Consider the following 24,962-nt stretch of genomic DNA (forward strand, 5'->3'; position numbering starts at 1 on the left):
AAACCTGTGAGCAAAGATATCATCACTTATGGTGTCATTGGCTGTGGCATGATGGGCCAAGAGCATTTGCGAAACATCGCCTTGCTGCCCGGGGCCCGGGTCGGTGCGATTTACGAGCCTAACGAGCTTATGGCGAATGCTGCCAAGGCGATTGCGCCAAATGCTCGACTGGCCTCGTCAATTGCGGATCTTCTTTCAGAAGAGTCCTTGGATTGTTTGCTGGTCGTCAGCCCCAATCATATGCATGTCGATCAATTGGCGGAGATCGCATCCATTCGGCCCTTGCCGGTTCTGATGGAAAAACCGCTTTATACATCCGAAGCGCAAAGCAAGCAGTTGGACGCCTTGAAGGCCAGCTATCCTGCGCCCGTGTGGGTGGCGATGGAATATCGCTACATGCCACCTGTTGCCACGTTCCTTGAGCAACTCAGCCGTGCGACCGGTGAGGTCAAGATGCTGACTATTCGGGAACATCGCTTTCCTTTCCTGCCTAAAGTTGGCGACTGGAACCGTTTCAACCGGAACACCGGTGGCACGCTGGTGGAGAAGTGCTGCCACTTCTTTGATCTCATGCGTTTGGCATTGCAGTCCGATCCTGTGCGGGTGATGGCGAGTGCCGGGCAGGAAGTGAACCATCTTGACGAGACATACGCAGGCGAGACTCCGGATATTTGGGACAGCGCTTATGTGATTGTCGACTTTGCGAGCGGCGCGCGCGCTATGTTGGAGCTGTGCATGTACGCCGAGGGCTCAAAGTTTCAGGAAGAGCTTTCGGCTGTCGGGCCCTCTGGAAAAATCGAAGCCTTTGTTCCGGGGCCGGGTCGGTTCTGGCCAACCCATTTGGGTGTTCCGCCGACTGCTCAGGTCATCGTCAGCCCGCGCCAGCCGAAGGGACCGCAAACTGTTGAGATCCCCGTCGACCCGGCATTGCTGGAGGCGGGCGATCACAACGGTTCTACCTTTTATCAACACCAGAGATTTCTGTCCGTTGTGCGCGGCGAAGCGGATACAGAGGTGACTTTGGATGACGGCGCTTGGGCTGTTCGCATGGGGCTGGCGGCCCAAAAATCGGCCGCGACAGGACAAATGATTACCCTTTAACGGGCGCGTTAACTGAGTCTTCTGTGCCACAATTCTGCCTTATTCGGTGGCTGATCTGGTGCCTTTTGGGGGGAAAAGCGCCGCATTTGGCGCAAACCACAATTTAATTCTAGCGAATGGGGCAGAATTGCGGTAACTCGCAAACAGAGCAAAAAAAGACGGCCGACCAAAACAGGCTGTCGTAGAGGTAGAGCGGTGTTATTATGAACGCGATCGATTTCGTGGTCCGTACCCGTACGGGTACAGTTAAGCGTGGTTCTGTAGGTGGTGAAAATCAGGATTTCCTGATCGATGCTGGCTCCGGAAACGACATATCCCTAAATATCAATCAGTCTGATCTGCGCAGCTATGATCGCGCAGGCAGCGACCTGTTGATTACTCTGGCCGATGGTCGTGTAATTGTGCTCGAAGGCTACTTCGATGCAGGTCCGGACGGCGAGAACCGCCTGTTCCTGAGCTCTGACGGTATTCTCAACGAGGTGAGCTTCGTTGAAACGGATGGTGGCTCTCTCTTTGCCCAGTACGGGCCGACCGAGACATGGGGCAAATGGAGCCCGTCGGACGAGTTGATCTTCCTCGACGAACCAAGAGTTGTGGCGGATGCCTATATCGCAGGCGCTGACGAAGACGTCAGCATGCTGGGCGCTGGCATCGGTCTTCTCGGCGCTGGTGGCGCAAGCATGGCTGGCCTCGCAGGCGCTGCAGGTCTTGCCGGTTTGGCTGCGCTTGGTGGCAATGGTTCCGGCTCCGGCGGTGGCGGCGGTGGCGGCGGCAACAACTGGGTTGCTCCGACCGTTGATGACCCCGACGCAGAACTTGAAATTGGCGGTGGCGACGATCCCAGCATCACCGTCACTGGTACGGCCAACCCCGGTTCCCAGGTTGACGTTATTATCGGCGACACCACGGTTACCGGAACGGCGGGCGATGACCGCATCTGGGATGTGGTCTTTGAGGGTGATGATTTCCCCGAAGACGGCGTTTACGAAGACGTTACAGTGATTGTTACGGACCCGGATGGTACCGTGACCGAACTGGACGGTCCAACGTTCGAAATCGATACGACACCACCAATCATTGAAACCAGCGAAGGCACTGTCAGCGTTGGAGATATGTTTAACGCGGTTAGCCATGAAGGCGGCGTGACCGTGTCTGGTATGGGTGAGGCGGGTGCAACCCTGACCATCACCGTGGGTGAGCATTCTGAAACGATCACGGTTGCCGAGGGCGGCGGCTGGTCGTTCACCTTTGACGAAACGGTACTGCCGGAAGGTGAATACACTGTCGATGTGACGCTCACGTCAACTGACAGCTTTGGAAATACGACGACAGTCACGGACACGATTTCGATCGACACGGTAACTGAAGTTTCGCTGACAAACGCCCCGTTGACCGGTGACAACCTTGTCAGCGATGGCGAATACAATGCCGGTGTGACCCTGAGCGGCACCGCTGAAGCAGGCGCAACTGTGGTTGTTGAAATCGACGGAGCCAGCCAGACAGCCGTTGCCGGTGCAGATGGCGCATGGAGCGTGGTCTTCGGCAGTGGTGATCTTGCCGCTGGTACGTACGAGACCACAGCGACCATCACATCGACCGATATTGCGGGCAACAGTGCCGTCACAACGCATACGTTCAATGTGGATACCGAAGCTTCGCTGACCGTCGAAACCGGCAATGTCACCGGCGACGGAGTGGTGAACAACACGGAACGTAGTGATGGCGTCCAATTGTCTGGCCAAGGCGAAGCCGGTGCAGCTGTTGCTGTCACCGTCGCCGGAACTGTCATCAACACAGTTGTTGGCGCCGACGGTATCTGGACCATTACGATCCCAACGGCTCTCATTCCCGAGGGCGAGACCAGCCTTGCTGTATCCGCGACGTCTACTGACGCGGCGGGCAACACGGCGACGGCCTCTGGCAGCATCCAGATCGACACCGAAACGTCGGTCAGCGTTGTCACGGCCACTGTTGAACAGGATGGCGTGGTCAACTTTGACGAACATTCCGACGGTGTGACACTGACAGGCACAGCGCAGGCTGGTGCTGTGGTCGAAGTCACGCTTGGCACGGTGACCCACACGGTGACCGCAGGTGCCAACGGTGCATGGTCCGCAGACTTTAGCGCAGCGGAAATCCCAACCGGCGAGCAAACGCTGGATGTCACGGCTATCGCGACAGATGCCGCAGGCAACATGGCAACGGCCAACGGTTCGTTGGATGTGGATACGCTGGTTCGTGATCTGGACATCACTTCGACGCCGGGCGGCGCCGATCAGGTAGTCAACCGCGCCGAAGCCGATCAGGGTCTGACTTTGACGGGGCAGGTCGAACCCGGCAGCTCTGTTGTGGTTTCCTTGGCAGGGGCCAGCGTCAACGCAGTGGTCGCGGCCGATGGGTCCTGGACCGCTGTATTCAGCGCGGCGCAGCTGCCATCCGGAGAAGACACCTTCACGATGACAGCAACGGCCACGGATGCCGCAGGCAACGTGGATCAGGTCTCGCAGGATGTGCGTTTTGATACCGACGCCGGTATTCTGACAATCAGCCCCGCGCCGGTCGAAGGCGATGATATCGTAAACTACGACGAAGCCTCTGACGGTGTGGTTCTGACCGGTACATCGAACCCCGGTCAAATGGTTGTCGTCACGATGAACGGTGTCTCGCACACGGTTCAGACCGGAGCGAACGGCATCTGGCAGGCACCATTCTCGGCTGCGGAAGTCGAGCAGGGTACGTATCTTGCTGAAATCACAGCGACAATTACCGACAGCGCGGGCAACGTTCTGACCCGCACCGACTCGGTTCAGGTTGATACCGAAGTTGTTGGGTTTGGCGTAAGCGCTGATCCTGTCACGGCAGACAACGTCATCAACAACGTTGAACGCGGCGCAGGCGTCACGCTGACCGGCACCACAGAACCAGGCGGTACTGTCGAGGTTATCGTTGGCGGCATGTCTCGCACGGCGGATGTGGATAGCAACGGGAACTGGTCGATCGTTCTGGACAGCGGCGAGTTGCCGGACGGTGAAACCACTGTTGATGTACAGATCGTCACGGTTGATGCGGTCGGCAACGAAGCGGAAACCACAACTCAACTCGAAGTCGACACGGTTGTCCGCGTACTTTCGCTGGACAATGCCGATGGGCTGGCAGGTGGCGACAATGTCATCAACGCCGAAGAAGCCCAGGCCGGCATGACCCTGACTGGTCAGGTTGAAAGTGGCTCGTCCGTGAACATCACCTTCGGCGGTATGGTTCACGCGGCGACAGTTGCGGCGGATGGTTCGTGGACGGTGGATATTCCGCCAGAAGCCATGCCAACAGGCGACGGTGAAGCGACCATTGTGATGGAAGCCACCGATGCGGCGGGCAACGTCCGGGTTGAAACGCAAACGGTCGAATACGACACAGAAGCGCCCGGGGCGCTGGACTGGGTTGGCTATGGCCGGGATGGCACAGGTGTGGATGAACTCCGCATTGAAACAACAGCAGATCCGGTGACCATCAGCCAGCTGGTGGAAGGCGCGACGGCGAACGTCGTTGATGTGGACATTGAAAGCCAGTTCACCATCCCGAACGGCGGGCCGACCTACTACAATTTCTCTGAGGCCGTGTCTGATGGCACGCAGCTTGTGGTCACCTCGACCGATGCTGCGGGCAACACATCAGGTGCCTTGTTGGTTACAGATGATCCATCAAGCAACACAGTCGCAATGAGCGATGGCATCGCCAACGCACTGTCTGAATTCCAGATCGAAACAATCGATCTGCATTTCGCAGAAGACAGTGAATTGACGATCACAGAAGACCAGATCACCGCGCTCTCCTCCACGACGGATGTCCTCGTGATTGAGGGTGGCAGTGACGATACAGTGACCATCACTGGTGCAGAACGCGCCGGGACGGCCACGCAGGACGGCAATACCTACAACGCCTTTACTCTGGGCGATGCCACTGTCCTGATTGACGAAGATGTCTGGGTAAACACCGGCGTCGTCTAATACTGAGTACCGTCCGGAGGCCCGGCTGAACCGGGCCCCGGATCCCGATAAATATAAACGAGCCGTTGCGGGGGCCGAAATGAGTATGAGCAGGCGGAGCCTGGGTATCATCGCTATGTTGGCGATTTTACCCGGATGTATGAGTAATGGTGCCGGGGAAGGCACGGTGTCGCGATTCTTGGGCGCTCAGCCCGAGGTAGGCGTGGCATCTGATGCCGAGCCCAAAGCTCAAAAGGCGGTGTCCCGCCCATCTGACGCATCCGAAATCATCAAGACCTTGCAACACCGGCCTTCGGTGTTGGTCTCTGGCACGCCGTACAGCCGGGTAGCCGAGGCCGTCATTGCATCTGATAGCCGCGTGGCCGAGGCCGAACTGAAAGTCGCCCGACTGCGCGAGCAGGCCGCCAAATACAATTGGCTTCCCAAGATCGGGCCGTCGGTTTCATTGAACTCGCTCGGAACCTTCGTCGCCGATCTGGTGCTGCAACAAGTCATCTTTGACAACGGGCGCAAGATTGCCGAGCGCGATCTGGCAAAGGCCAATGTCGAAATGGCGGCGGTCACGTTGGTCGAAGACGGAAACGAACGCGTCTACCAAGCCCTGTCCTTGTACCTGAAGGCAGAGGAAAACCGCGTTTTGCGGACGCATCTCAACAGTGGCCTCAAGGAAATGGCGCACTTTGAATGGGTGATGCAGGAACGCGTGAATGGCGGCGTGTCCAACATGTCTGACCTCAACGTTCTAAAGCAAAAGCTGGCATCGATCCGTGCCCGGGCTGGTGAAGCCCAAGAAGCAACGATTACAGCGATTGCAGAACTGAACGCGATGTCTGCCCGTCCGATGGACGACCTGCGCGGCATCGGTGGTTTGAAGTCTTCTGTTCAGGCCGAAGCGCTGGGTGTGATCCGCGCACGCGCCGAACGTGACCGCGCGATGGCTGAGGCACGGATTTCCCGCGCAAGCCATTTGCCCGGATTGTCCGCCAATGCCAGCACCAACGGTGCGATGGGCGTTGAAGTGACGACAGATTCACTCTTTGGTTTTGGCACGATGGCCGAGTTTCAGGCCATCGAGGCAACCAAGGAAATCGCTGAGCGCCGTGTGGCTGAAGCCGCAGAGGACGCCAGCCGCAAGATCGCGGCGCAGTCGCGCCAGCTTGAGGCATACCGAAGACAAGCAACCGAGGCGAAAAGCCTGACGGCTTCCGCCAAGCAAAACCTGGACTTGTTTCGCGCGCAGTATGAGGGCGGGCAGCGTCAGGCCATGGATGTGGTCGGCGTCTATGAGACCTACGCATCCGCACTGGAAACCGAGATCGAGCTTCGGTTCAAAGCTGCCAGAGCTGAATTGGAATTGGCCCGCCTGAAAGGTGGTTTGGCTGAGGGAGCAAAGATTTGACCTCGGCACCCATTCTCCAGATGGCAGGCCGTGCACGGCAGGCCGTTCTGCGCGCAGTCCCAACCAAAGTTCAGCCCGCAAATGTCGTGAAGCGCGCGCCCAGAAATTCTGAGCGGGCGAAAGCACGGGCAGATCTGATCCGCGTGTTGGCTGGCAGACTGGGTGTGGATGCCAAAAACTCTGATGTGCTGGAGGCCTTGGCGCAGCGGCGCGGCGAAGATGACAGCTTCGACTCTGACGCGATGAAAGCGGGTCTCGAAGCTGCCGGGCTGGTCGCAGAGGTGCGCGAGCCCGAGGGACTGTCACCATCGCTCTGGCCTGCGATTGCTCTTATGAACAACGGTCAGGCCGTCCTTGTGCTCTCGCAAGAGGCAGGTGGGCTGACGATCTATGATGAGACCGGTACGGATCGTAAATCCGAGGTCGGCATTGCAGAGTTTTCACCTTATTTCAGCGGCACCTTGTTGCACGCTGAAGCACCGGTAAAAATGCTGTCCGAAAACCATGCTGGCATCAATGCCAAGACCCATTGGTTCTGGGGGCAGTTTGGCCGTTTCAAACGCCATTTCGGTGAGGTCGCGCTGGGTTCCTTCGTCGCAAACCTGTTGGCTGTTTCAGTGGCCTTGTTCTCTTTGCAGGTCTACGACCGCGTGATCCCGCACCAATCCACTGCCACCCTGTGGGTCTTGGCAGCTGGTGCTGGCATCGCGCTTTTGCTCGAAGCGTTTCTCAAGATTGCGCGTTCCCAATTGCTCGATGGTGCTGGACGCCAGATTGAACTGGGCGTGCAAACAACCCTGATGGATCGTCTGCTGGGCATGCGTTCTGACCTGCCCGGGCGTTCGCCTTCGCAGCTTTTCTCTTCCATGCGGGAATTCGGCTCTGTCCGTGAATTTTTCACCGCGTCCACGGTTGGCGCTTTGGCGGATATTCCGTTTATCTTTGTCTTTCTCCTGCTTGTTTGGTCGATCGCAGGATCGGTTGTCTGGGTCTTGATCGCAGGTGGCTTGCTGATGGTCGTCCCAGGCTTTTTTATGCAAAAGCGCATGATCCGCCTGACGCAGGAGATGCAGGGCGCTACGGCAAAACAGTCGAGACTTTTGCAGGAAACGGTCGTTGAGCTGGACACCATTAAGACCCAGCGTGCCGAAGACAGGTTCCGCCGTTATTGGGAAGAGTTGACGGCTGTTCAGGCGCTCAAGTCGTCGCAGCAACGCCGCCTTGCGGCCACTCTCACCTTCTGGAGCCAAGGCGTTCAGCAAGGCACCTACGTGGCTGCGGTTATCACCGGGACATATCTGGTTTTCGCCGGTCAATTCACGGTTGGCTCCATTATCGCTGTGGGCATTCTGTCATCCCGGACACTGGCACCACTGACGCAGCTGTCCAGCATTCTGGCCCGTTGGGGCAATGTGAAGGCTGCACTGGATGGGTTGGATGGCATCGCACATATTGCTCAGGATCGGGCAGAGGAACGCACCTATCTGCGCCGCGAAAAGCTCTTGGGGAACTACGAACTGCGAGATGTGAGCTATCGCTATGATCCGGAGGCGTCCGCCGTTCTCGATTTGCCCAAGCTTGCGATCAAACCGGGGCAAACCCTGGCGATTCTTGGCGCGAATGGTTCTGGGAAATCGACATTCCTCAAACTGCTCACCGGGCTTTACGCATCGGGAACCGGGCAGCTGTTGATTGATGGTACAGAAATTGGCCAGATCGACCCGCGCGATCTGCGCCGTTGCATTGGCTATCTTGGGCAGGATGTACGCCTGTTCCACGGCACGCTGCGTGACAATCTCAATCTGAACATGCTGGAACGTGACGACGACCGGCTGTTCGAAGCCTTGGATTTTGCTGGTCTCGGTCAATACGTCAAAGCGCATCCCAAAGGTCTGGATCTGGAAATTCGGGATGGTGGCGAAGGCCTGTCTGTAGGTCAGCGCCAGAGCATTGGCTGGGCCCGTTTGTGGCTTCAGGATCCCGATATCTGCCTGTTGGATGAGCCCACGGCAGCCTTGGATCAGACATTGGAAAAGACACTCATTTCCCGTCTGGAAAGCTGGCTGGAGGGCCGAACCGCTGTCATCGCAACGCACCGGGTTCCGATCCTGAGCCTGGCATCCCGAACCCTGATCTTGGCGAATGGCCGAATGGCGATCGACGGGCCACGTGATCAGGTTCTTGATCATCTTCGTACCGCTCAAACAGGAGCAGCCTGATGGCCGTAACCAGTACAAACCTTGCGTCCCAATTGCGTCAGGACCTCAAGGGGCCGTCGATGACGGTCTGGCTGTGCGCAGCCTCGGTCTGGGTGTTCATCATCTGGGCTAGCTATGCTTGGGTTGATGAAATCGTACGCGGCGAAGGCCAGATCATTTCATCATCGCGCCCACAGATCATTCAGAACCTCGAAGGGGGCATTCTGACTGAACTGCTGGTCAAAGAGGGTGACGAAGTCATGCGTGGCGACGTGTTGGCCCGTTTGCATGGCACTCAGTTTCAATCATCCGTGGACGATTTGCGCGATCAGATCACCGCCCTCGAGATCCGCCGCCTGCGGCTCGAGGCCGAACTGGCGGGGGCTTCGTTCTTTGATGTCCCCGCCTCTTTGGCGCAGCGTTTGCCGGATATGGTGGCTTCGGAGCGGGCCCTTTTGGCAGCTCGCACATCTGACTATGAATCCCGGCGGGCGGGTGCGCAGCGCATCCTGACCCAAGCGACATCTGAGCTGGAACTCATGGAGTCGCTCTTGTCGAAGAAAGTGGTTGCCCTGATCGAAGTCACGCGCGCCCGAAAAACCCACGCGGATGCCCGCAAGGCTTATGACGAGATCGTAACGCAGACAGAGCTGGCGCAGGCCGAAGAATACTCTGACACACTCAAGGAGTTGGCGACCCTGCGCCAAAACCTGAAGTCCAGTCAGGATCAGTTGAACCGGACAGTTTTGACCTCGCCTATGCATGGCATCGTGAATGGGCTGGCCGTCACTACGATTGGCGGCGTTGTTCGGCCGGGTGAAGAAATCCTTCAGATCATCCCAATGAACGAGGATCTGTTTGTCGAAGCGCAGATCAAACCTGAAAACATCGCGAACATTCGTCCGGGACAAGAAGCCACAATCAAACTGACTGCCTATGACTATACCATCTACGGTACGCTCAAAGGGCGGGTGGATGTAATTTCCGCAGATACGTTCAAGGACGAGCGAAACCCGGATGCCCAGCCGCATTACCGTGTTTCAATTCGGGTTGATATGTCGTCGATGACTGATCGTCAGGCGATGATCGAAATTCGTCCGGGGATGCAGGCTCAGGCCGAGTTGCACACCGGAGAAAAGACCGTGCTGCAGTACTTGCTGAAGCCGCTCTACAAATCCCGTGAGGCATTCCGGGAGCCGTAGACGCAGACAACGCGCGTGTTCAGTCGTCGGTGTCCATCCAGATTGTGACGGGGCCATCGTTGGTCAGTTTGACGGCCATATCGGCCCCAAATTTGCCCTTGGCGGTCTGAATGCCCTTGGCTGCAAATTGATCCGCGAAATAGGTATACAGCGCTTCGCCTTCAGCGGGCGGTGCAGCCGTTGAAAAGCCGGGGCGGTTTCCCCGTGCCGTGTCAGCGGCAAGGGTAAACTGACTGACCACCAAGACGCTGCCGCCTGTGTCCAGCAAAGACCGGTTCATGCGTCCATCTTCATCTTTGAAGATGCGCAATTTGGTGATCTTGTTTGCCAGCTTGTCGGCCTGGGCTTCGGTGTCGCCCTGCATGGCGCAAATGAGGATCAGCAGACCCGGTCCAATTTCACCCAGTGTCTCGCCGTCGACGGCAACACGCGCCTCGGAAACACGCTGGATGAGCGCCCTCATAGCTCAGAGGCCCAAGGCGGATTTGCACCCGCGCGACTGACGGTGATTGCGGCGGCTTTGACGCCCAACTGCGCGGCAGATGCCAGATCATCCGGCGTTGCTTGGCTCAGCGCGTTGCGCGACAACAACCCGTCTTTCTGGAGACCGGCAAGGAAGCCTGCGTTAAAGGTGTCGCCGGCACCAACGGTATCAACGACCTCGGCACGTTCTGCAGCGATCTGTATGGTTCCTGCAGCAGTGACAATATCAACGCCTTCCGATCCGCGCGTGATCAACACGACATTCGTACGGTCTGCCAGCAGCTCTTCTGGAGAAGATCCAAGCCAGGCCATGTCTTCGTCAGACAGTTTGACGACGTCCGAGTTTGCCAACATACCTGCCAGCCGGTTCCGATACCGTGCTTCATCTGTGATAAAGCCGGGACGAATGTTCGGATCAATCATGATCGGGCGGTTTGTTTCACCCGTGCACAGCGCCGCATAGGTATCGGCGGCGGGCTCTGACACCAAGCTGATACCGCCAAAGAACAGGGCTTCGACCGTGTCTGGCAGGCTTTTCAGGTCCGAAGTCTCCAGCATCCGCCCTGCGGTGCCTTCGTCGTAGAATGCGTATTGCGCATGACCGTTTATCAAAGTGACAAAGGCCAGAGTGGTTGGCCGGTCGCTGCGTGGACAAAGCCCATGATCAACGTTCGAAGCCCCCAGAGTTTCTGAAAGCAGTTTGCCAAAAAGATCGTTGGACAGACCGCCCAGATATCCGGTTGGCGCACCCAATCGTCCCAAGGCAATCGCCGTATTGAAAACGGCGCCGCCTGCGTAGGGCGCAAAAGCATCTTCGCCCGCGTCCGACTGACGGGGCAGCATGTCGATCAATGCTTCGCCACAACACAAGATCATTGCTTAGTCCTTTCCACGCCGCATAGTTAAGGTTAGCGCTAACGATTGTCCGCATTGCCGTCAAGCAACGGTCATTGGCTCATCGCTAATCCATAGCCAATTGCAGCGGCAATCAATAGCCCGACCACAATGGCGATTGTGATCTTTATCGCAGAGTAGGGCCGTTCGCCCTGAACACGCCCAGTGCGTCCATTGACGACAAACCGATAACTCTTGCCGCGATATTTGTAGGCCGCCAGCCAGACCGGCAGCAGGACGTGCTTGAACGTGATGTCATTCATATCGGTATCGACGTGGATGACCCGTTGGCGATCGCCGCCGATGTCGAATTTCACATCCCGCTCGATGACGCGCTCCATGTGCGCGCGGGCCTCGTGAAACCCTTCGTCCAGATCGACCTGATATCCTTCGGCGCGAAACCCGGCCAAAAACTCTGGGCTGTAGGGCTCCATCGCGGACAGATCCCACGGCTCAAGCGCGTCGGTAAACCGCTTTGGCAGCGACTGTGACGCCAGCACCAATACATCGTCAAAGAACCTTTGCACGCGTCCGGACGCCGGGCTCCAACGGATTTTTTGAACGCGAATGGTTTCGGTCTTGCCGTTCCGGCGAACGGTGCGGGATTCGTAGTATATCGTGCCCCTCTCGCCCTTGTAGGCCGACCGAGTGTCCGCATCGAACGTCCAGTAAGGAACGTAGATCCCGGTCAGTTTGCGCCCTTTGCGCGCATAATCCTGCAGCCCGTTTGGTGCAAACCACAAAGACCCAAGCCAGTCGGTCATGGCGTCCCGAGCCGAGCCTTCATCCATGGCAAAGGGCAGAACGCCGCGCGGTTTGATATGTCTGTGGGTTCCGGTATCGGTCACCACCGGTGTTGCACAGAAAGGGCATTCAGCGGCATGAAGATCAGGATTGAATTCGACTTCTGCAGCGCAGTTGGGGCAATGCGAAACGCGGGTTTCTTCCATGTCCTGCAACGGCAGCAGGTTTTTCATTGCCGATCTGAAATCCAGTTCACGAATGCCGCCTGCCCATGGCCCGGACTGTGTGACTTCTTCCTGTGCGCCGCAGTGGTCGCAAACCAACTGGCCAGCTTCCGGGTCAAACCGATAATCTGCGCCGCAGTTTGAGCAGGGAAATCTGTGTTCGTCAGTCATAATGGCCTCTTGGCATATGTGCACAAGTTACCCGGACCACCGGGAAAGAAAAGAGCGGGTTGCGCGCGCGGTGGACTGAGTTACCCTTTGGGTATGAGCAGATCGCTTTTCCAAATTTGTCTGTATGTCCTTGGTATGGGGTTCGCGTCCGCCGCGATGGCGCAAGAGGCCCGCTACGGGTTCGTCTGGGAGGGCGCGAATGGCTATCGCATGACGGGTTCCATGAGCTTTGACAAGGCGTTGATCGGAACGCGCCTGATCAACGAATCCGATATGATTTGTTTTGCCATTCAAGGTTTCAAAGACGGTGAGCCGATTGGCAGCTGGTCTTTGGGTATGCTGAACGAACTGACGTCTTGGAGGCTGCATTTCGATCCGGTCGCAGTGGCATTTGTTGTTGATGGGTTCGGCATTCCGATGCCGCAGGCCTGGAACATGAACGGCGCAGGAACGGACTGCGGGATGGGCGGATTCGGCTTCAATCTGGGTAATCTCGGGCAGGATTTTTGCACGGATAATCAGGTCATCGCCGAGTCGCGCGTCGCTCCGGCCAAGCCGTTTCCCGCTTGGCGAGACGATACAATCAGCTTTCCAGTGGGCGCCTGCACCGGGCCGGACCTGCTCAGTTTGCTGAGCAACTGAAGCGCGCAGATCTAGCGACCAATTTCGGAAAGGAGGCTATCCGCATAACCAAGAGTGGCTTTGCGGGTTAGCCCTGGTTTTCCGCTCCGCGTTTATCCGGCGGGTGGCGGAGGTGGCGGCATGATGGTGAAGAGCTGCGCCAGCTCCTGCACGTCACCCGCTTTCATCCAGCCGTCCTGACCGGGTGTCCATACGTGGGTTTCGCGTGTCAGGTCTCCGCCCGCTGCCATGCGCCCCAGATCGGCCTTGGAAAACGGGCCCTTGGTGGCGCCATTTTCGGCAATATGCCAAACGTGTTCGACAGGTGGCGGAGGAGGCGCCATTGGCGCGGCTTGAGCAGGCTGAGCAGCCCATGGGTTGGTCGGCGCAGCGCCGCCCATCTGGTTGCCCATGGCCATGCCCATGGCGGCGCCCATGCCCATACCCATAGCATCATCCATGGCACCGCCTTGGCCCATGGCTTCCGCAGCCTTGTACTTCATGAAATCATCGAGGTTTCCGGTGATGCCGCGGCTGGTCCGGTCATCCAGCGCCTTTTCGACGGCCGGTGGCAGGCTGATGTTCTCGATATAGAGCTCGGGCAGGGACAGCCCGTAGCCTTTGATCACGGGATCAATGGCCTGTGCGATCAGCTTGCCAACCTCGGCGGTGTTGGCGGCCATATCCAGAACCGGGATGCCCGCTTTTGAAATGGCACGGCTGAATTCCTGAACGATGATATTGCGGATCTGAAAGCTGATTTCGTCCATCGTGAACTCACCATCGGTGCCGACGATTTCCTTGAGGAACAAGGCCGGGTCCACAACTTTGATGGAATAGGTGCCAAAGGCGCGAATGCGAGTTGGTCCGAATTCCGGGTCACGCAGCATGATCGGATTTTTGGTGCCCCACTTCAGATCAGTAAAGCGGTTCGTGCTGACAAAGTAGATTTCGGATTTGAAAGGCGACTGAAAGCCGTGATCCCAGTGCTGCAGGGTCGTCATGATCGGCATGTTGTTCGTTTCGAGCATGTAAAGCCCGGGTGTGAACACATCCGCCAACTGGCCTTCGTGCACGAAGACGGCGGCCTGGCTCTCGCGAACTGTCAGCTTGGCGCCGTATTTGATTTCATGGCCTTCCCGCTCAAAACGCCAGACCATGGTGTCGCGCGTGTCATCCGTCCAGTGAATGACGTCAATGAACTGGCCGCTGAGGAAATCGAAAATACCCATGTCTTGTCCTTTACCGAATTTCGCCGGGGGTGTGACCCGCGGCAGTCTTACGCTTGAATATGCCTATTGCTATGCCGCTGTTCAATCAGTGCCTCGATTTTGTGCCGAAAATCGGGGAACAGAAGGCACTGTTCAACGCCCGCCAACCAATGCTGTCGCGCGTTCGGCCACGATCGGTCGTGCCTCTGCTGCGGACATACCCGGTTTGAGACGTGGGTCGTACAGAATCTTGAGCAACAGTTCATCGTGGCTCGTCAGCAGCGCGAACTCGTCGTCGTCGTTGAAGATCGACGGGCGTGCGGATGGGTCGTCATTGCCCAGACCCAACCCCTGTGCGACCTCTTCGTGAATGCACGAACGGCGCAGCAGATCCGGATGCTCTGAACGGATCACCGCAATTGCCGTGCCATAGTCATAGCCGCCGGGCGTGTCGGAAAAGGCGATGACAAGACAATGAATGCTGCGCGGCAGGTTGTTGAAAAGCCGCAGCGCGGTAGGGTTCACATCCGGGACGATCTGGCGGATGCGCGGAGCAATGGTGTCTGTGTCGTCCTGTCCCATGAACAGCACGTGGAAATTTGCGCCGCTGCCCGACATGGAAATCGGGTGCCCTGTGATCCGGCCCAGTTTGGCCACGTAGCTGGCAAGGTAGGCGCGGTCCTTTGCTGCTTTGTCTGAGGGAACAGATGCACCAAATTCTGCGACAACGCGGATTGGTTTGGTCCACTTCTTGATGGCGGTCGTTCCGCCAGCCGAAGGTTTCAGACCCGCTCCGCGTTCGTATTCTTCGGCCAATGCGATCTTTTCAAAATTCCGCATCAGCATCGTGTCGGTGAATTGGGTGTCGGGCCCACCCCCATCGGTCCGCAACAGCCCCCGCACGAGCAGATCGCTTTGCACACGCTTGTAATAGGCTTCCAATTCGCGACTTTTCTGCGAAGGGCCGGCAGGCTGGACCGGCACGGCCGCTGCGGTAGGCTGGGCTACCGCAGCGGGTCTTTCTGGTGGTGAAACCGTAATTTCGCGTGGGGCAAGCCCCGTGCCGATGCAGCCCGCCAGGGCGGACAACACGACAGCGGAAGTTGCAATCCTGCCCCAGCGCATTGACGGATCAGCCGGGAACAGACGTGGCGGCGTTGTCGCCCACGCCATCCTTGCGCGCCTTTGCGGCGGCGAGGGTGTCGCGCAGTTCTGCTTCCATTTTCTTCAGCTCGGCCTCCGCTTCGGTGCGGCGGCGCTTGCCTTCGTCTGCAATCTGCAGGCTTTCTTCGATAGTGCCGATCAGATCAGCATTGGCCTGCTTGACGGCCTCGATGTCAAAGACACCGCGCTCCATCTCTTCGCGGATCATCTTGTTGCTGTCGCGCAGGTTCTTGGCGTTCGAGGTCAGCAATTCGTTGGTCAGATCGTTGGCGTCGCGCACCGCTGCGGCCGCTTCGGCGGAACGCTGGATTGTGACGGCCTGCGCCAGCTGGGTTTCCCACAGAGGTACTGTGTTCACCAGCGTGCTGTTGATCTTGGTAACCAGCGACTTGTCATTTTCCTGAACCAGACGGATCGACGGCAGCGATTGCATCGTGACCTGACGGGTCAGTTTCAAATCGTGTACGCGGCGTTCCAGATCGTCACGCGCGGCGCGCAGATCACGAAGTTCCTGCGCCTTGATCAGCTGATCACCTTCGGGCGCGGCCTGAACGGCGGCTTCGGCAGCCGGAATATCCTTGCTGTCCAGCTCGTTGAGCTTTTCTTCGCCAGCTGCAATGTACAGCGCCAGTTCGTCGTAGAACTGCAGCGTCTTTTCGTAGAGCAGGTCCAGCGATTTGATGTCCTTGAGCAGTTTGTGCTCATGCTCAAGCAGATTGTCCGTTACGCGGTCGATCTGGTCCTGAACCTGTTCAAACCGGGCCGTGAACTTGGCAAAAGGCGCGGCGCGTCCCAGCAGTTTTTCCCACCATGTCCGTTCACGACGGACGTCGAGTTCCGAGACCGAAAAACCGCGAATGGTGGTCACGATCCCGCGCAGGCTGTCCCCGGCAGGGCCAACATCCTTGTTGCGCACGTCTGTCAGCATCGCTTGGCTGATTTCCTGCAGCTCAGCCTGAGCGGCCGATCCGAATGCGACGATGGACTGTGTGTCACCCATGTCGATTTCATCCATACGTGTACGGATTTCTTCGCCTACTTCTGGATTAGCCTCTTGGAGCGGCACAATTGCATTTGCATCCACTGGCTCTGGCAAGATGACAGCGTTGACTTCTTCCACCAGCGTCAGAGCTTCTTGAGCCTTTTGACGAACGTTATCGGACATGGGTACCCCCCGTTGATTGTAATCGATTATCTCGTTTTGAGATGCACACCTTCGCGTTGCAGCCGATCGCGCAACACATCAATTTCGACCGAAAGGTCGACGTTATTGTCCAGCAAGAGCTTTTCGGTCTTCTGGCCAAAGCTTTCTTCCAGATCGGTCAAAAGCATCATGAAATCAGACTTGGCGCCCCGATCTTGGGAGCGGGCATAGATGTCCGAGAATTTGACGGCGGCATCGCGCGCACCCATCAGGTAGACACCCAGAAATTTCCGTGCCGCTGTCAGATCACGCGGATCTTCTTCGACCGTGCGGATCAGTTCACGGACCTTGACCTGAAACCGCTCGACGCGGGCCTCAACCTGACGGTCGCCTGCACGCTTCACCGCATCAGACATCGCGCCGAGATGCGCTTCGGCTTCGTCCACCACACGGGCAACACGATCCTGTTGAAAGGTATCAATACCTTCCATGCCTTTGTCTTTCATCGGGTCAATGCCAAAGGCGCCCAAATGGAGGGCACCAGCAGCGGCCCCAAAGATCACCGCAGGAACGACATCGGGGCTGTGATGAAATGCAGCGATGGCCGTACCGACACCTGTGAGAGCCGAAGCAAAAAGCTTGCGCGGTATTCCGGGCCGCCGAGCAACCTTGCGTTCATTGTAAGCGGCTTCGGCCCGCAGGCCGTCCCGCAAGAGCCACGCGCCCAGAATCAGAACGCCAGCGCCAACAAGGCCTGTCGCAAGGCCCGTCGCGCCATCGTTCAGAGACATGAAGGCCAGAACGACAGGCGGCAGAAACATAACGTTGCTGCGCGCGCCGACAGGATCAACCCGGGCACCCTTGAATGCCGATTGCTCAGGTCTGTCCTCGGGCGTCACGGTGCTGCCGTCGGGGCTGAATTTGCCACCAAATCGTTGAGACATGCCTATAGGCCCCCAATGAGACCAGAGGTGATCCCGAACAATAGAAGGATCAAAAGAACGTAAGTAACCTTCTGCAAGGCAGTGCCAGACATTTATACCCTCGGAAGCAATGGCTTTGAGGCGAACTTAAGGGCTATTTTCTGCGCTTGCTAGGGGGAAGTCGGCTCAAATGCCGTCAGGCGGCGGATTCCTGAGGCATGCGATCCAAGAGAAGCTCGGCCTCATCGTCCAGAAAGTCCTTGTCTTCCAGTGCGCCACTCTTGCGAGCAAAGGACCCAAAGCTTTCAATCAGAACGTCCAGCTTGGCAACAAACCGTCGGCGCGCGAAAAGATAGTCATCGCCCTCCCAGCTGTTTTCGAGCCGGTCAACTTCGGACTCGATAATCCGGACGAACTTGGCGATTGGCTTTTGGCTGCGCTGAAGGATTTCTGTGTCCTCGCGGGCGCTTTCAATGGTGTTGTACAGAAGGTCTTGGGCGGCTTCAGTGCGCCGTGTCAGATCGGCATCGCCCAGTCCGGCGATGCGATGAACGGCACTGGCCAAATCCAGTTCGTGTTGATCGATTTGCGAGGCCAGTACCATGCAGGCGACTTCCTCGCGGTTTTCCATTCCCTTGTCTTTCATTGGATCCAGCCCGAAAGCGGCAATCGTCAGGCCAACAGAAGCCAATCCCAGCATTGCGGGAACGAACAGTGTATAGAAATGATGTCCGGCCAAAAGGAATACGGTCACGCCGATCAAACAGGCGCCCATCAGCTTTAGGGGCCACTTGGGTGCATGCGCGGCGATGGCCGCGTCGTAGCGCGCCTCGGATATCAGGCCGCGCGCTATCAAGCGCAATCCACAGGACAGCAGAAACAACTGCAATACCGCAGTGGCGATCAGCACCGCAGATCCTTGGAACATCCAAAGAACCAGCGGAAAGGCAGCGAGAAAGAGAATGTTCAAGCCGGACCCCAAAAAAGCTGTCTTCTGCAGCGGGGGGGGTGGATCGTTTATGTCTTGCATAGCCATCAGTGTTCGCCCTCAGAAATAGCTCAGGACAAAGATCAGGCCCCAGAGCATGACAAAGGCGAGACGTGGAACGAGTTCCCCGTCGTTGCGGGCGCGTACCGTCATTTTCGACAAAATTTCGAATGTATCGGTGGCTGCCATGCGCAGACCACCAAGCATCAGAAACAGCGACAAACAACCGATCGCAAGAGCTATGAGCGTAAACATCATGCTCTCAAAGATGACAGCGAATCCGGGCGAAAATCCGGCAAGTGCCGGGAAAAACTGGGAAGAGTTAATGCCAGATTAGCCGTTTCTGCCTTTGTTTGCGCCACTTTTGCCAGTCTTGGGACGTGGCTTCAACGATCGCTTGGCGGACGCTGCGTTCCGTCCCTGGCTGTTGGGCTTTGAGCGATTGTTGCCAGATTTCAAAGACTTGCTAGTGTCGTTTGCGCCGCTGCGCCGTCTCTGAGGAACCGGACGGTCTGCCTTGGCGCCATCCAAGCCCAACTGGTCGCGCAAGATCTTGCGGCGGACTTCCTGAACCTCGCCTTGTTTCAACTGACCCAGCTGGAATGGTCCGTAGGACACCCGGATCAACCGATTCACGTTCAGACCGATGTCGGTCATGGCGCGGCGAATCTCGCGATTCTTTCCTTCGCGCAGCCCGACTGTCAGCCAGGCATTCGCGCCCTGTTGCCGATCCAGAGTGACGATCATCGGCTGAAATCTTTGGCCGTCCACAACCAAACCGTCCCGAAGCGGTTGCAACATGGTGTCATTCGGTCTGCCATTGACCCGGACGCGGTACTTGCGCAGCCAACCGGTCGAGGGCAGCTCAAGTTTGCGTTTGACGCCACCGTCATTGGTCAGCAGCAACAGGCCTTCTGAGTTGAGATCCAGACGCCCGACGCTCATGACCCGAGGCAAATCGTCCGGCAGATCATCATAGATCGTGGGTCTGCCTTGCTCGTCCTTGTTCGTCGTTACCAGCCCGGTTGGTTTGTGGTAGAGCCACAACCGTTCTTCTTCGGGTGCGTCCAGTGGTTTGCCATCTACGACGATCTTGTCGTTCGGTGTGACGTTCAAAGCCGCACGATCAATGATTGTGCCGTTGACGGATACACGCCCTGCCTCGATCAAGCGCTCTGCTTCTCTGCGCGACGCTAGCCCGGATCGCGCGATCACTTTGGCGACGCGTTCGCCCGGCGGCGTTTTCGAGGGGGATTCTGGTGTGTTGGAACTGGACATGATGCGGCCCGTCTAACGTATCACGCCGCGCTGTCAAAGGCGCTTTGATGCGACAGGTGCTTTCACACGGCGTTTGATAGGGCTAGATACAGCCATGACTTTTGCCAGCCATATGGATATCGCGCTTGCCGAAGCGCAGGCCGCCGCACAGCGCGGCGAAGTGCCGGTGGGCGCTGTGGTGACATCGAGCGATGGGACTGTCATCGCGCAGGCGGGTAATCGCACCCGCGAACTGAATGATCCGACAGCCCATGCCGAAATCCTCGCCATTCGGGAAGCTTGCGCGGCATTGGGGCAGGAGCGTCTTCCTGATCACGACCTCTATGTGACGCTTGAACCGTGCCCAATGTGCGCAGCCGCCATTTCATTCGCACGGATTCGGCGGCTCTATTATGGCGCAGCCGATCCCAAATCCGGCGGGGTGGCGCAGGGCGCACGGGTTTTTTCCCATGCACAATGCCATCATATGCCCGAAATTTATGACGGGCTGTCTGCTGAACCTGCTTCGGAATTACTGCGCAAATTTTTTGCAGGACGCCGGACATGAGCCGCGTGATCCTGTTCAACAAGCCCTTTGGTGTTTTGTCCCAGTTCACTGACAAGGGCACCCAAGGCAGCCCACGGCCAACCTTGTCCGATTTTGTGGACGTGCCCGGCGTTTACCCGGCCGGGCGTCTGGATCGCGATAGTGAAGGCTTGATGGTTCTGACGGACGATGGTCGATTGCAGGCTAGGATCGCGAGCCCCAAGTTCAAAAAACCCAAAACCTATCTTGTTCAGGTCGAGGGTCTTGTAAGCGAAGAACAGCTGCAGGCCTTGCGTGCCGGGGTTACGCTGAAGGATGGGCCGACCCGGCCTGCGTGTACCGAGGCAATCGACCCGCCAGACATCTGGGAGCGTGATCCACCTGTACGCTACCGCAAGACCGTGCCGGATAGCTGGATAAAGCTGACCATCACCGAGGGGCGCAACCGGCAGGTGCGCCGGATGACTGCGCATGTCGGCCTGCCGTGTCTTCGTCTGGTGCGATGGTCGGTTGGTGACTGGTCACTCGACGGGCTTGCACAGGGTCAGTGGCGGGACGCCTGACGCCGCTCGTTCCGGCTGGGCCGGAACATCGCCCCGCCCGCCGTCCCGCCAATACCCAGAGGCCTGGATGTCACGTATGTGGTTGCGTCAAACCCACTTTGCCAATGGCGGAAGACTCATCAGGACAGCATTGGCATCATGCCCCGTCGCAAGGCCAAATTTCGTGCCGCGGTCGTAGACAAGGTTGTATTCCGCGTACAACCCGCGATGCACGAGCTGAGTGTCCTTGTCCGCATCGGTGAATGCCTGCACGCGGCGCTTTTCGACCAGTGGAACATAGGCGGGAAGAAAGGCACGGCCGATATCCTGTGTCAGGGTGAAATCCGCTTCCCAATCGCCGGAGTTCCGATCGTCCATGAAAATTCCGCCGACCCCACGTGCGCGTCCCCGGTGCGGAACATAGAAGTATTCGTCGGCCCATTCCTTGAGGCGCGGGTAGTGTTCGGTTCCGTGCGGATCCAGATGCGCCTTTTGCGTGGCATGAAAATGGGCAGTGTCTTCGTCGTATTCGATGCAGGGGTTCAGATCCGACCCACCTCCGAACCACCAAGCATGGGGGGTCCAGAACATCCGGGTGTTCATATGTACGGCAGGGCAGTGCGGGTTTTGCATATGAGCCACGAGGCTGATGCCGCTGGCCCAGAAACTGGGATCGTCTTCCATGCCGGGAACGCCGCGGGCTGCCATTGCTTTTTGCGCTTGCGGTCCGAGTTGCCCGTAAACCGTCGACACATTCACGCCGACCTTCTCAAACACCCGGCCACCGCGCATGACGCTCATCAGGCCACCACCTGCGTCTGATCCGTCATCCGAATGGCGCTTGGTCGTGGTTACTTCAAAGCGGCCCGCATCCATCTCTGCGAAAGGGCCGTCGCTGTGATTGTCTTCCAACTTTTCAAAGGCGCCAACGATTTCATCCCGAAGCGTACGGAACCATTCAGCAGCGCGGCTGCGTTCGCTGTCCAACATATCTTTCATCGAAGTGTCCTCTTTGGTTGACACCATGCTAGTCAAGCCTGTGTCCAAGAGCAACTTGGTGATTGCCTATTGCGGGGATTCAGTGTGCCGGAGCTGCCACGGGATCCAGCAGGGTGCGCCCACCGTCGATGGTCATGATCTGACCAGTGACAAAACCGGCCGCCTCGCTTGACAGAAATTGCACCGCTTCGGCCAGTTCCCTTGGTCCGGCGATACGCCCCAAAGGTGTGTGGGCTTCGATGTCGTCACGATAATCCGCGTGTTCGCGCAACGTATCCTTGAGACTTGCGGACATCAGTGATCCAAACGACACGGCGTTCACCCGGATCCGTTCCGGGGCCAAGACAACCGCCATCGACCGGGTCATTTGATCCAGTGCAGCACAGGACACCGAATATCCCAGCAAGGAGGGGTGAGAGCGCCGCGCTGCGATCGAGGACAGATTGACGATTGCACCAACCTGTCCTTCTTCCTGTCCCTCAGCCTGTTTGATCATGCGTTTGCTGACTAATTGGGTCATGCGCAGGGCTGTTGTCATATTTTGGCCAAGCATGCGTTCCACGGAATCGTCTTCGATATCCAGAGGATCGGATGGCATCATCTGGCGGGAGCCGTTGACCAGAATGTCCACTCGGTCAAAGGCATCCAGCGTCGCGGAAAGCAGGTTGGCCATGGTAAGCCTCTCGCGTAGGTCACCGGCAAAGTAGCGGACATTGCCTTCGTCCTGTGCCTCGCCGCATTCCTTGATCAGCTGTTCTTCGTCCATGTCGGCGAAGATGACATTGGCACCCTTGTTTACAAAATGCCGCGCGATCGCGAGACCGACGCCATTGGCGGCTCCGGTGACAATCGCGGTCTTTCCTTCGATGGAAAAGCTCATAGAGAATCCCTGTTTGGTTCGTCGTCACGCTACGACACTTCACCGCTTCGGGCGAGAGGGCCGCGCGGCGTGCAGTATCTTGAAACGATTATTGCCAGCGATTTCGGCAACATCCCGAAAATTGGCTGCGAGCGTGGTTTCATAAGGTAAGTGGCGGTTTGCGACCATCCACAACTGTCCGTTCGGCGCCAAGAGGCGTGCGGCTGCTGTGACGAAGGCCTGCCCGATACGTGGGTCGGCTTTGCGGCCCTGATGGAAGGGCGGGTTCATGACCACACCGTCCAGCGGTTTCGACGGTGATTTCCAGGTGGTTGCATCAGCCCAATGAAATTGCGCGCGCGGGTCCGTTACGTTCTGGCGGGCACAGTCCAATGCATGAGCTTCGGCTTCGACTAGATGCAGAGCGGTCACACCCTCTTTGCTCAGAATCTCTCGGGACAACCAGCCCCAGCCTGCACCAAGATCTGCTACTTGCCCCTTGAGTGTCTCGGGCAGCGCGGCTGCCAAGGCAACAGAGGCCGGATCGGCGGCATCCGCCGAAAAGATACCGGGTGCCGTCATATCGCCCTGCGTGTTGGCAGACATAACCGGCCGCACCCAATCTGAAAACGCGCCCTGTGCTCGGAACCAGAGGCATTTGCCATGAGCCTTGGAAACAACGCCGTCCAGAGTCACGCGCTTTTTCAAAGCTTTTGCAATTGATTCAATACCGTCGGTCTTGGCTCCATTGATTACGATAAGGCCGTCCGGTGTTGCGGCCTCGGCCTCGGCGATCATGGTTTCGGCCAGATCACGGGCGCGGGGCAGGAACACGATGCTGGCGGCATAGGGGCCTTTGGGCGCAACCGAGACAGCCATGCCGCGGCGTGCCCAGCTGTCATAGTCTGGTGCGAAGCTGTGGATGACTTCACAACGCGCAGCATCGAGGCCAGACAGAGCCATATCGCCGGACGCGCGCCAAAGCGCGAGTGTGCCGGATTGCGGCAGTGCAAGCCCCCCGGTTTCAAGGGCAAAGAGCAATCGATCGGAACTCATGGCGGCGGCTCTCGAGCCTATTCCTTTTCCATGGTGCATTGCAGCGGGTGCTGGTGACGCCGTGCAAAATCCATCACCTGACCAACCTTGGTTTCGGCGATTTCGTGGCTGAAGACGCCGACAACGGCAACGCCTTTTTTGTGAACGGTCAACATGACCTCAAAGGCCTGAGCGTGTGTCATGCCGAAAAAGCGTTCCAGAACGTGTACGACGAACTCCATGGGGGTGTAATCGTCGTTAAGCAAAAGCACTTTATACAAAGGGGGGCGTTTGGTCTTGGGTTTGACATCCACGACCACGCTTGCATCGCCCTGCCCATCATCGGGCAGGTCCGGTCCACCTGTTGCGGCAACTATCCGATATTGCTGTGCATTGGTCATTGCGTCATTGGTGCTTTGCGTTTGCGGAATTGGCCTTTGTATATAACCTGACTGTGCGCCGCGAAAAGGGGGGCATTGCAACCAAAGGGGCTTTAGGATGCGAAATCTGCAAACAATCGCTTTCGATGCGGATGATACCCTTTGGCACAATGAACGGTTCTTTTCGCTGACGCAGGCACGATTCGCAGAGTTGTTGGCAGATCACGCAGAGCCGGATCACCTGTCGAACCGTCTGTTGGAAGCCGAGCGCAGGAACATTGGACACTATGGATTTGGTGTAAAAGGGTTTGTCCTTTCAATGATCGAAACAGCCGTGGAGGTTACCGAGGGGCGGGTTCCCGGAACCGTGATTGCAGAACTGCTGTCCGCTGGCCGCGAAATGCTGGACCATCCGGTTGAGCTGTTGCCCCATGCGCAAGAAGCGGTGGAGAGCGTTGCGCAGACCCACAGGGTTCTTTTGATCACTAAGGGCGATCTGTTGCATCAGGAGCGGAAGTTAGCCCAGTCAGGTCTGGGGGATCTTTTCGACGGGGTCGAAATCGTATCGGACAAGACCATTGCGACCTACCAGCGGATTTTTGGGACGGTTCCCGGCGGGGCAGGGGCTTCGATGATGGTTGGGAACTCAATGAAATCCGATGTGAGGCCGGCAATTGAGGCGGGTTGTTGGGGCGTTTTTGTTCCGCATGATCTGGGCTGGGATCTGGAACATGCCGAAGCGCCGGAGCACCCGCGCTTCAAGGAAGTCCAGGATTTGTCCGGGCTGCCCTCTCTGGTTGCAGAAATCGGATGAAGATGGCCTACAGGACTGCCTTATTTCCGCCACAATTCGCCACATTCCAGTCATAATC

23 protein-coding genes are annotated in these 24,962 nt (G+C 57.7%); 9 read left to right on the top strand and 14 right to left on the bottom strand.

From position 1 onward, the window contains the following. Positions 1–6 precede the first annotated feature (6 nt). From PFY00_RS15995 to PFY00_RS16015, 5 genes are all read left to right on the top strand, one after another. Positions 7–1,101, top strand: coding sequence for a Gfo/Idh/MocA family protein (locus PFY00_RS15995; protein ID WP_271433597.1), 1,095 nt, complete (start codon positions 7–9; stop codon positions 1,099–1,101). Positions 1,102–1,304: 203 nt separating this feature from the next. Continuing rightward, entirely contained in the window at positions 1,305–5,105 is a 3,801-nt protein-coding gene (locus tag PFY00_RS16000; protein WP_271433598.1) for an Ig-like domain-containing protein, read from the top strand. 166 nt (positions 5,106–5,271) lie between these two features. Next, positions 5,272–6,504 (top strand): TolC family protein, encoded by a 1,233-nt coding sequence (locus PFY00_RS16005; RefSeq protein WP_271433599.1) that lies wholly within the window; start codon positions 5,272–5,274, stop codon positions 6,502–6,504. Between the two features lie 20 nt (positions 6,505–6,524). After that, entirely contained in the window at positions 6,525–8,723 is a 2,199-nt protein-coding gene (locus PFY00_RS16010) for an ATP-binding cassette domain-containing protein (protein ID WP_271433724.1), read from the top strand. Further along, positions 8,723–9,904, top strand: coding sequence for an HlyD family type I secretion periplasmic adaptor subunit (locus PFY00_RS16015; protein WP_271433600.1), 1,182 nt, complete (start codon positions 8,723–8,725; stop codon positions 9,902–9,904). The genes PFY00_RS16010 and PFY00_RS16015 overlap by 1 nt, the downstream gene beginning before the upstream one ends. Before the next feature lie 19 nt (positions 9,905–9,923). Here the strand turns inward: PFY00_RS16015 and dtd are convergent, their stop codons facing one another. From dtd to PFY00_RS16030, 3 genes are all read right to left on the bottom strand, one after another. Next, the gene (dtd, locus tag PFY00_RS16020) at positions 9,924–10,367 is read right to left on the bottom strand and encodes a D-aminoacyl-tRNA deacylase (protein ID WP_271433601.1); all 444 of its coding nucleotides are present in this window, start codon (positions 10,365–10,367) and stop codon (positions 9,924–9,926) included. Further along, positions 10,364–11,263: a carbohydrate kinase family protein gene (locus tag PFY00_RS16025; protein WP_271433602.1), complete on the bottom strand. Its 900-nt coding sequence runs from the start codon at positions 11,261–11,263 to the stop codon at positions 10,364–10,366. Before PFY00_RS16025 ends, dtd begins: the two co-directional genes overlap by 4 nt. A gap of 71 nt (positions 11,264–11,334) precedes the next feature. After that, the gene (locus PFY00_RS16030) at positions 11,335–12,420 is read right to left on the bottom strand and encodes a TFIIB-type zinc finger domain-containing protein (protein WP_271433603.1); all 1,086 of its coding nucleotides are present in this window, start codon (positions 12,418–12,420) and stop codon (positions 11,335–11,337) included. A gap of 135 nt (positions 12,421–12,555) precedes the next feature. On the opposite strand from PFY00_RS16030, the gene PFY00_RS16035 reads away from it, so the two are divergent. Beyond that, complete coding sequence (locus tag PFY00_RS16035; protein ID WP_271433604.1) at positions 12,556–13,062, top strand: hypothetical protein; 507 nt, start codon at positions 12,556–12,558, stop codon at positions 13,060–13,062. Positions 13,063–13,154: 92 nt separating this feature from the next. Here the strand turns inward: PFY00_RS16035 and PFY00_RS16040 are convergent, their stop codons facing one another. From PFY00_RS16040 to PFY00_RS16070, 7 genes are all read right to left on the bottom strand, one after another. Beyond that, a complete protein-coding gene (locus PFY00_RS16040) occupies positions 13,155–14,273 on the bottom strand; it encodes an SPFH domain-containing protein (protein ID WP_271433605.1) in 1,119 nt (372 codons plus the stop codon). A gap of 132 nt (positions 14,274–14,405) precedes the next feature. After that, positions 14,406–15,425 (bottom strand): DUF2927 domain-containing protein, encoded by a 1,020-nt coding sequence (locus PFY00_RS16045; protein ID WP_408648473.1) that lies wholly within the window; start codon positions 15,423–15,425, stop codon positions 14,406–14,408. Further along, positions 15,385–16,581, bottom strand: a complete 1,197-nt coding sequence (locus PFY00_RS16050) for a toxic anion resistance protein (RefSeq protein WP_271433606.1) — start codon at positions 16,579–16,581, stop codon at positions 15,385–15,387. The genes PFY00_RS16045 and PFY00_RS16050 overlap by 41 nt, the downstream gene beginning before the upstream one ends. Positions 16,582–16,607: 26 nt before the next feature. Further along, the gene (locus tag PFY00_RS16055) at positions 16,608–17,504 is read right to left on the bottom strand and encodes a 5-bromo-4-chloroindolyl phosphate hydrolysis family protein (protein WP_271433607.1); all 897 of its coding nucleotides are present in this window, start codon (positions 17,502–17,504) and stop codon (positions 16,608–16,610) included. Positions 17,505–17,679: 175 nt separating this feature from the next. After that, the gene (locus PFY00_RS16060) at positions 17,680–18,453 is read right to left on the bottom strand and encodes a hypothetical protein (RefSeq protein ID WP_271433608.1); all 774 of its coding nucleotides are present in this window, start codon (positions 18,451–18,453) and stop codon (positions 17,680–17,682) included. Between the two features lie 78 nt (positions 18,454–18,531). Then, the gene (locus tag PFY00_RS16065) at positions 18,532–18,678 is read right to left on the bottom strand and encodes a hypothetical protein (RefSeq protein WP_271433609.1); all 147 of its coding nucleotides are present in this window, start codon (positions 18,676–18,678) and stop codon (positions 18,532–18,534) included. A 126-nt stretch (positions 18,679–18,804) separates the two neighbouring features. Continuing rightward, the gene (locus PFY00_RS16070; RefSeq protein WP_271433610.1) at positions 18,805–19,749 is read right to left on the bottom strand and encodes a pseudouridine synthase; all 945 of its coding nucleotides are present in this window, start codon (positions 19,747–19,749) and stop codon (positions 18,805–18,807) included. A gap of 94 nt (positions 19,750–19,843) precedes the next feature. Here PFY00_RS16070 and PFY00_RS16075 point away from each other — a divergent pair, with 94 nt between their 5' ends. Further along, the gene (locus PFY00_RS16075) at positions 19,844–20,296 is read left to right on the top strand and encodes a nucleoside deaminase (protein WP_271433611.1); all 453 of its coding nucleotides are present in this window, start codon (positions 19,844–19,846) and stop codon (positions 20,294–20,296) included. Beyond that, positions 20,293–20,838, top strand: a complete 546-nt coding sequence (locus PFY00_RS16080) for a pseudouridine synthase (protein ID WP_271433612.1) — start codon at positions 20,293–20,295, stop codon at positions 20,836–20,838. Before PFY00_RS16075 ends, PFY00_RS16080 begins: the two co-directional genes overlap by 4 nt. A gap of 87 nt (positions 20,839–20,925) precedes the next feature. Here PFY00_RS16080 and hemF read toward each other — a convergent pair whose 3' ends face one another. The 4 genes from hemF to clpS all read right to left on the bottom strand — a co-directional run bounded on the left by hemF (position 20,926) and on the right by clpS (position 24,111). Continuing rightward, a complete protein-coding gene (hemF, locus tag PFY00_RS16085; protein ID WP_271433613.1) occupies positions 20,926–21,816 on the bottom strand; it encodes an oxygen-dependent coproporphyrinogen oxidase in 891 nt (296 codons plus the stop codon). Between the two features lie 79 nt (positions 21,817–21,895). Further along, positions 21,896–22,696, bottom strand: a complete 801-nt coding sequence (locus tag PFY00_RS16090; RefSeq protein ID WP_271433614.1) for an SDR family NAD(P)-dependent oxidoreductase — start codon at positions 22,694–22,696, stop codon at positions 21,896–21,898. Positions 22,697–22,735: 39 nt separating this feature from the next. Further along, on the bottom strand, positions 22,736–23,731 hold the full coding sequence (locus tag PFY00_RS16095) for a methyltransferase (RefSeq protein ID WP_271433615.1): 996 nt from the start codon (positions 23,729–23,731) through the stop codon (positions 22,736–22,738). A 17-nt stretch (positions 23,732–23,748) separates the two neighbouring features. Continuing rightward, complete coding sequence (gene clpS, locus PFY00_RS16100) at positions 23,749–24,111, bottom strand: ATP-dependent Clp protease adapter ClpS (protein WP_271433616.1); 363 nt, start codon at positions 24,109–24,111, stop codon at positions 23,749–23,751. A 97-nt stretch (positions 24,112–24,208) separates the two neighbouring features. Here clpS and PFY00_RS16105 point away from each other — a divergent pair, with 97 nt between their 5' ends. Then, positions 24,209–24,904 (top strand): HAD family hydrolase, encoded by a 696-nt coding sequence (locus tag PFY00_RS16105; RefSeq protein WP_271433617.1) that lies wholly within the window; start codon positions 24,209–24,211, stop codon positions 24,902–24,904. The last annotated feature ends 58 nt before the right edge of the window (positions 24,905–24,962 follow it).

It is taken from the genome of Thalassococcus lentus (assembly GCF_028023555.1).
Lineage (GTDB): Bacteria > Pseudomonadota > Alphaproteobacteria > Rhodobacterales > Rhodobacteraceae > Thalassococcus_A > Thalassococcus_A lentus.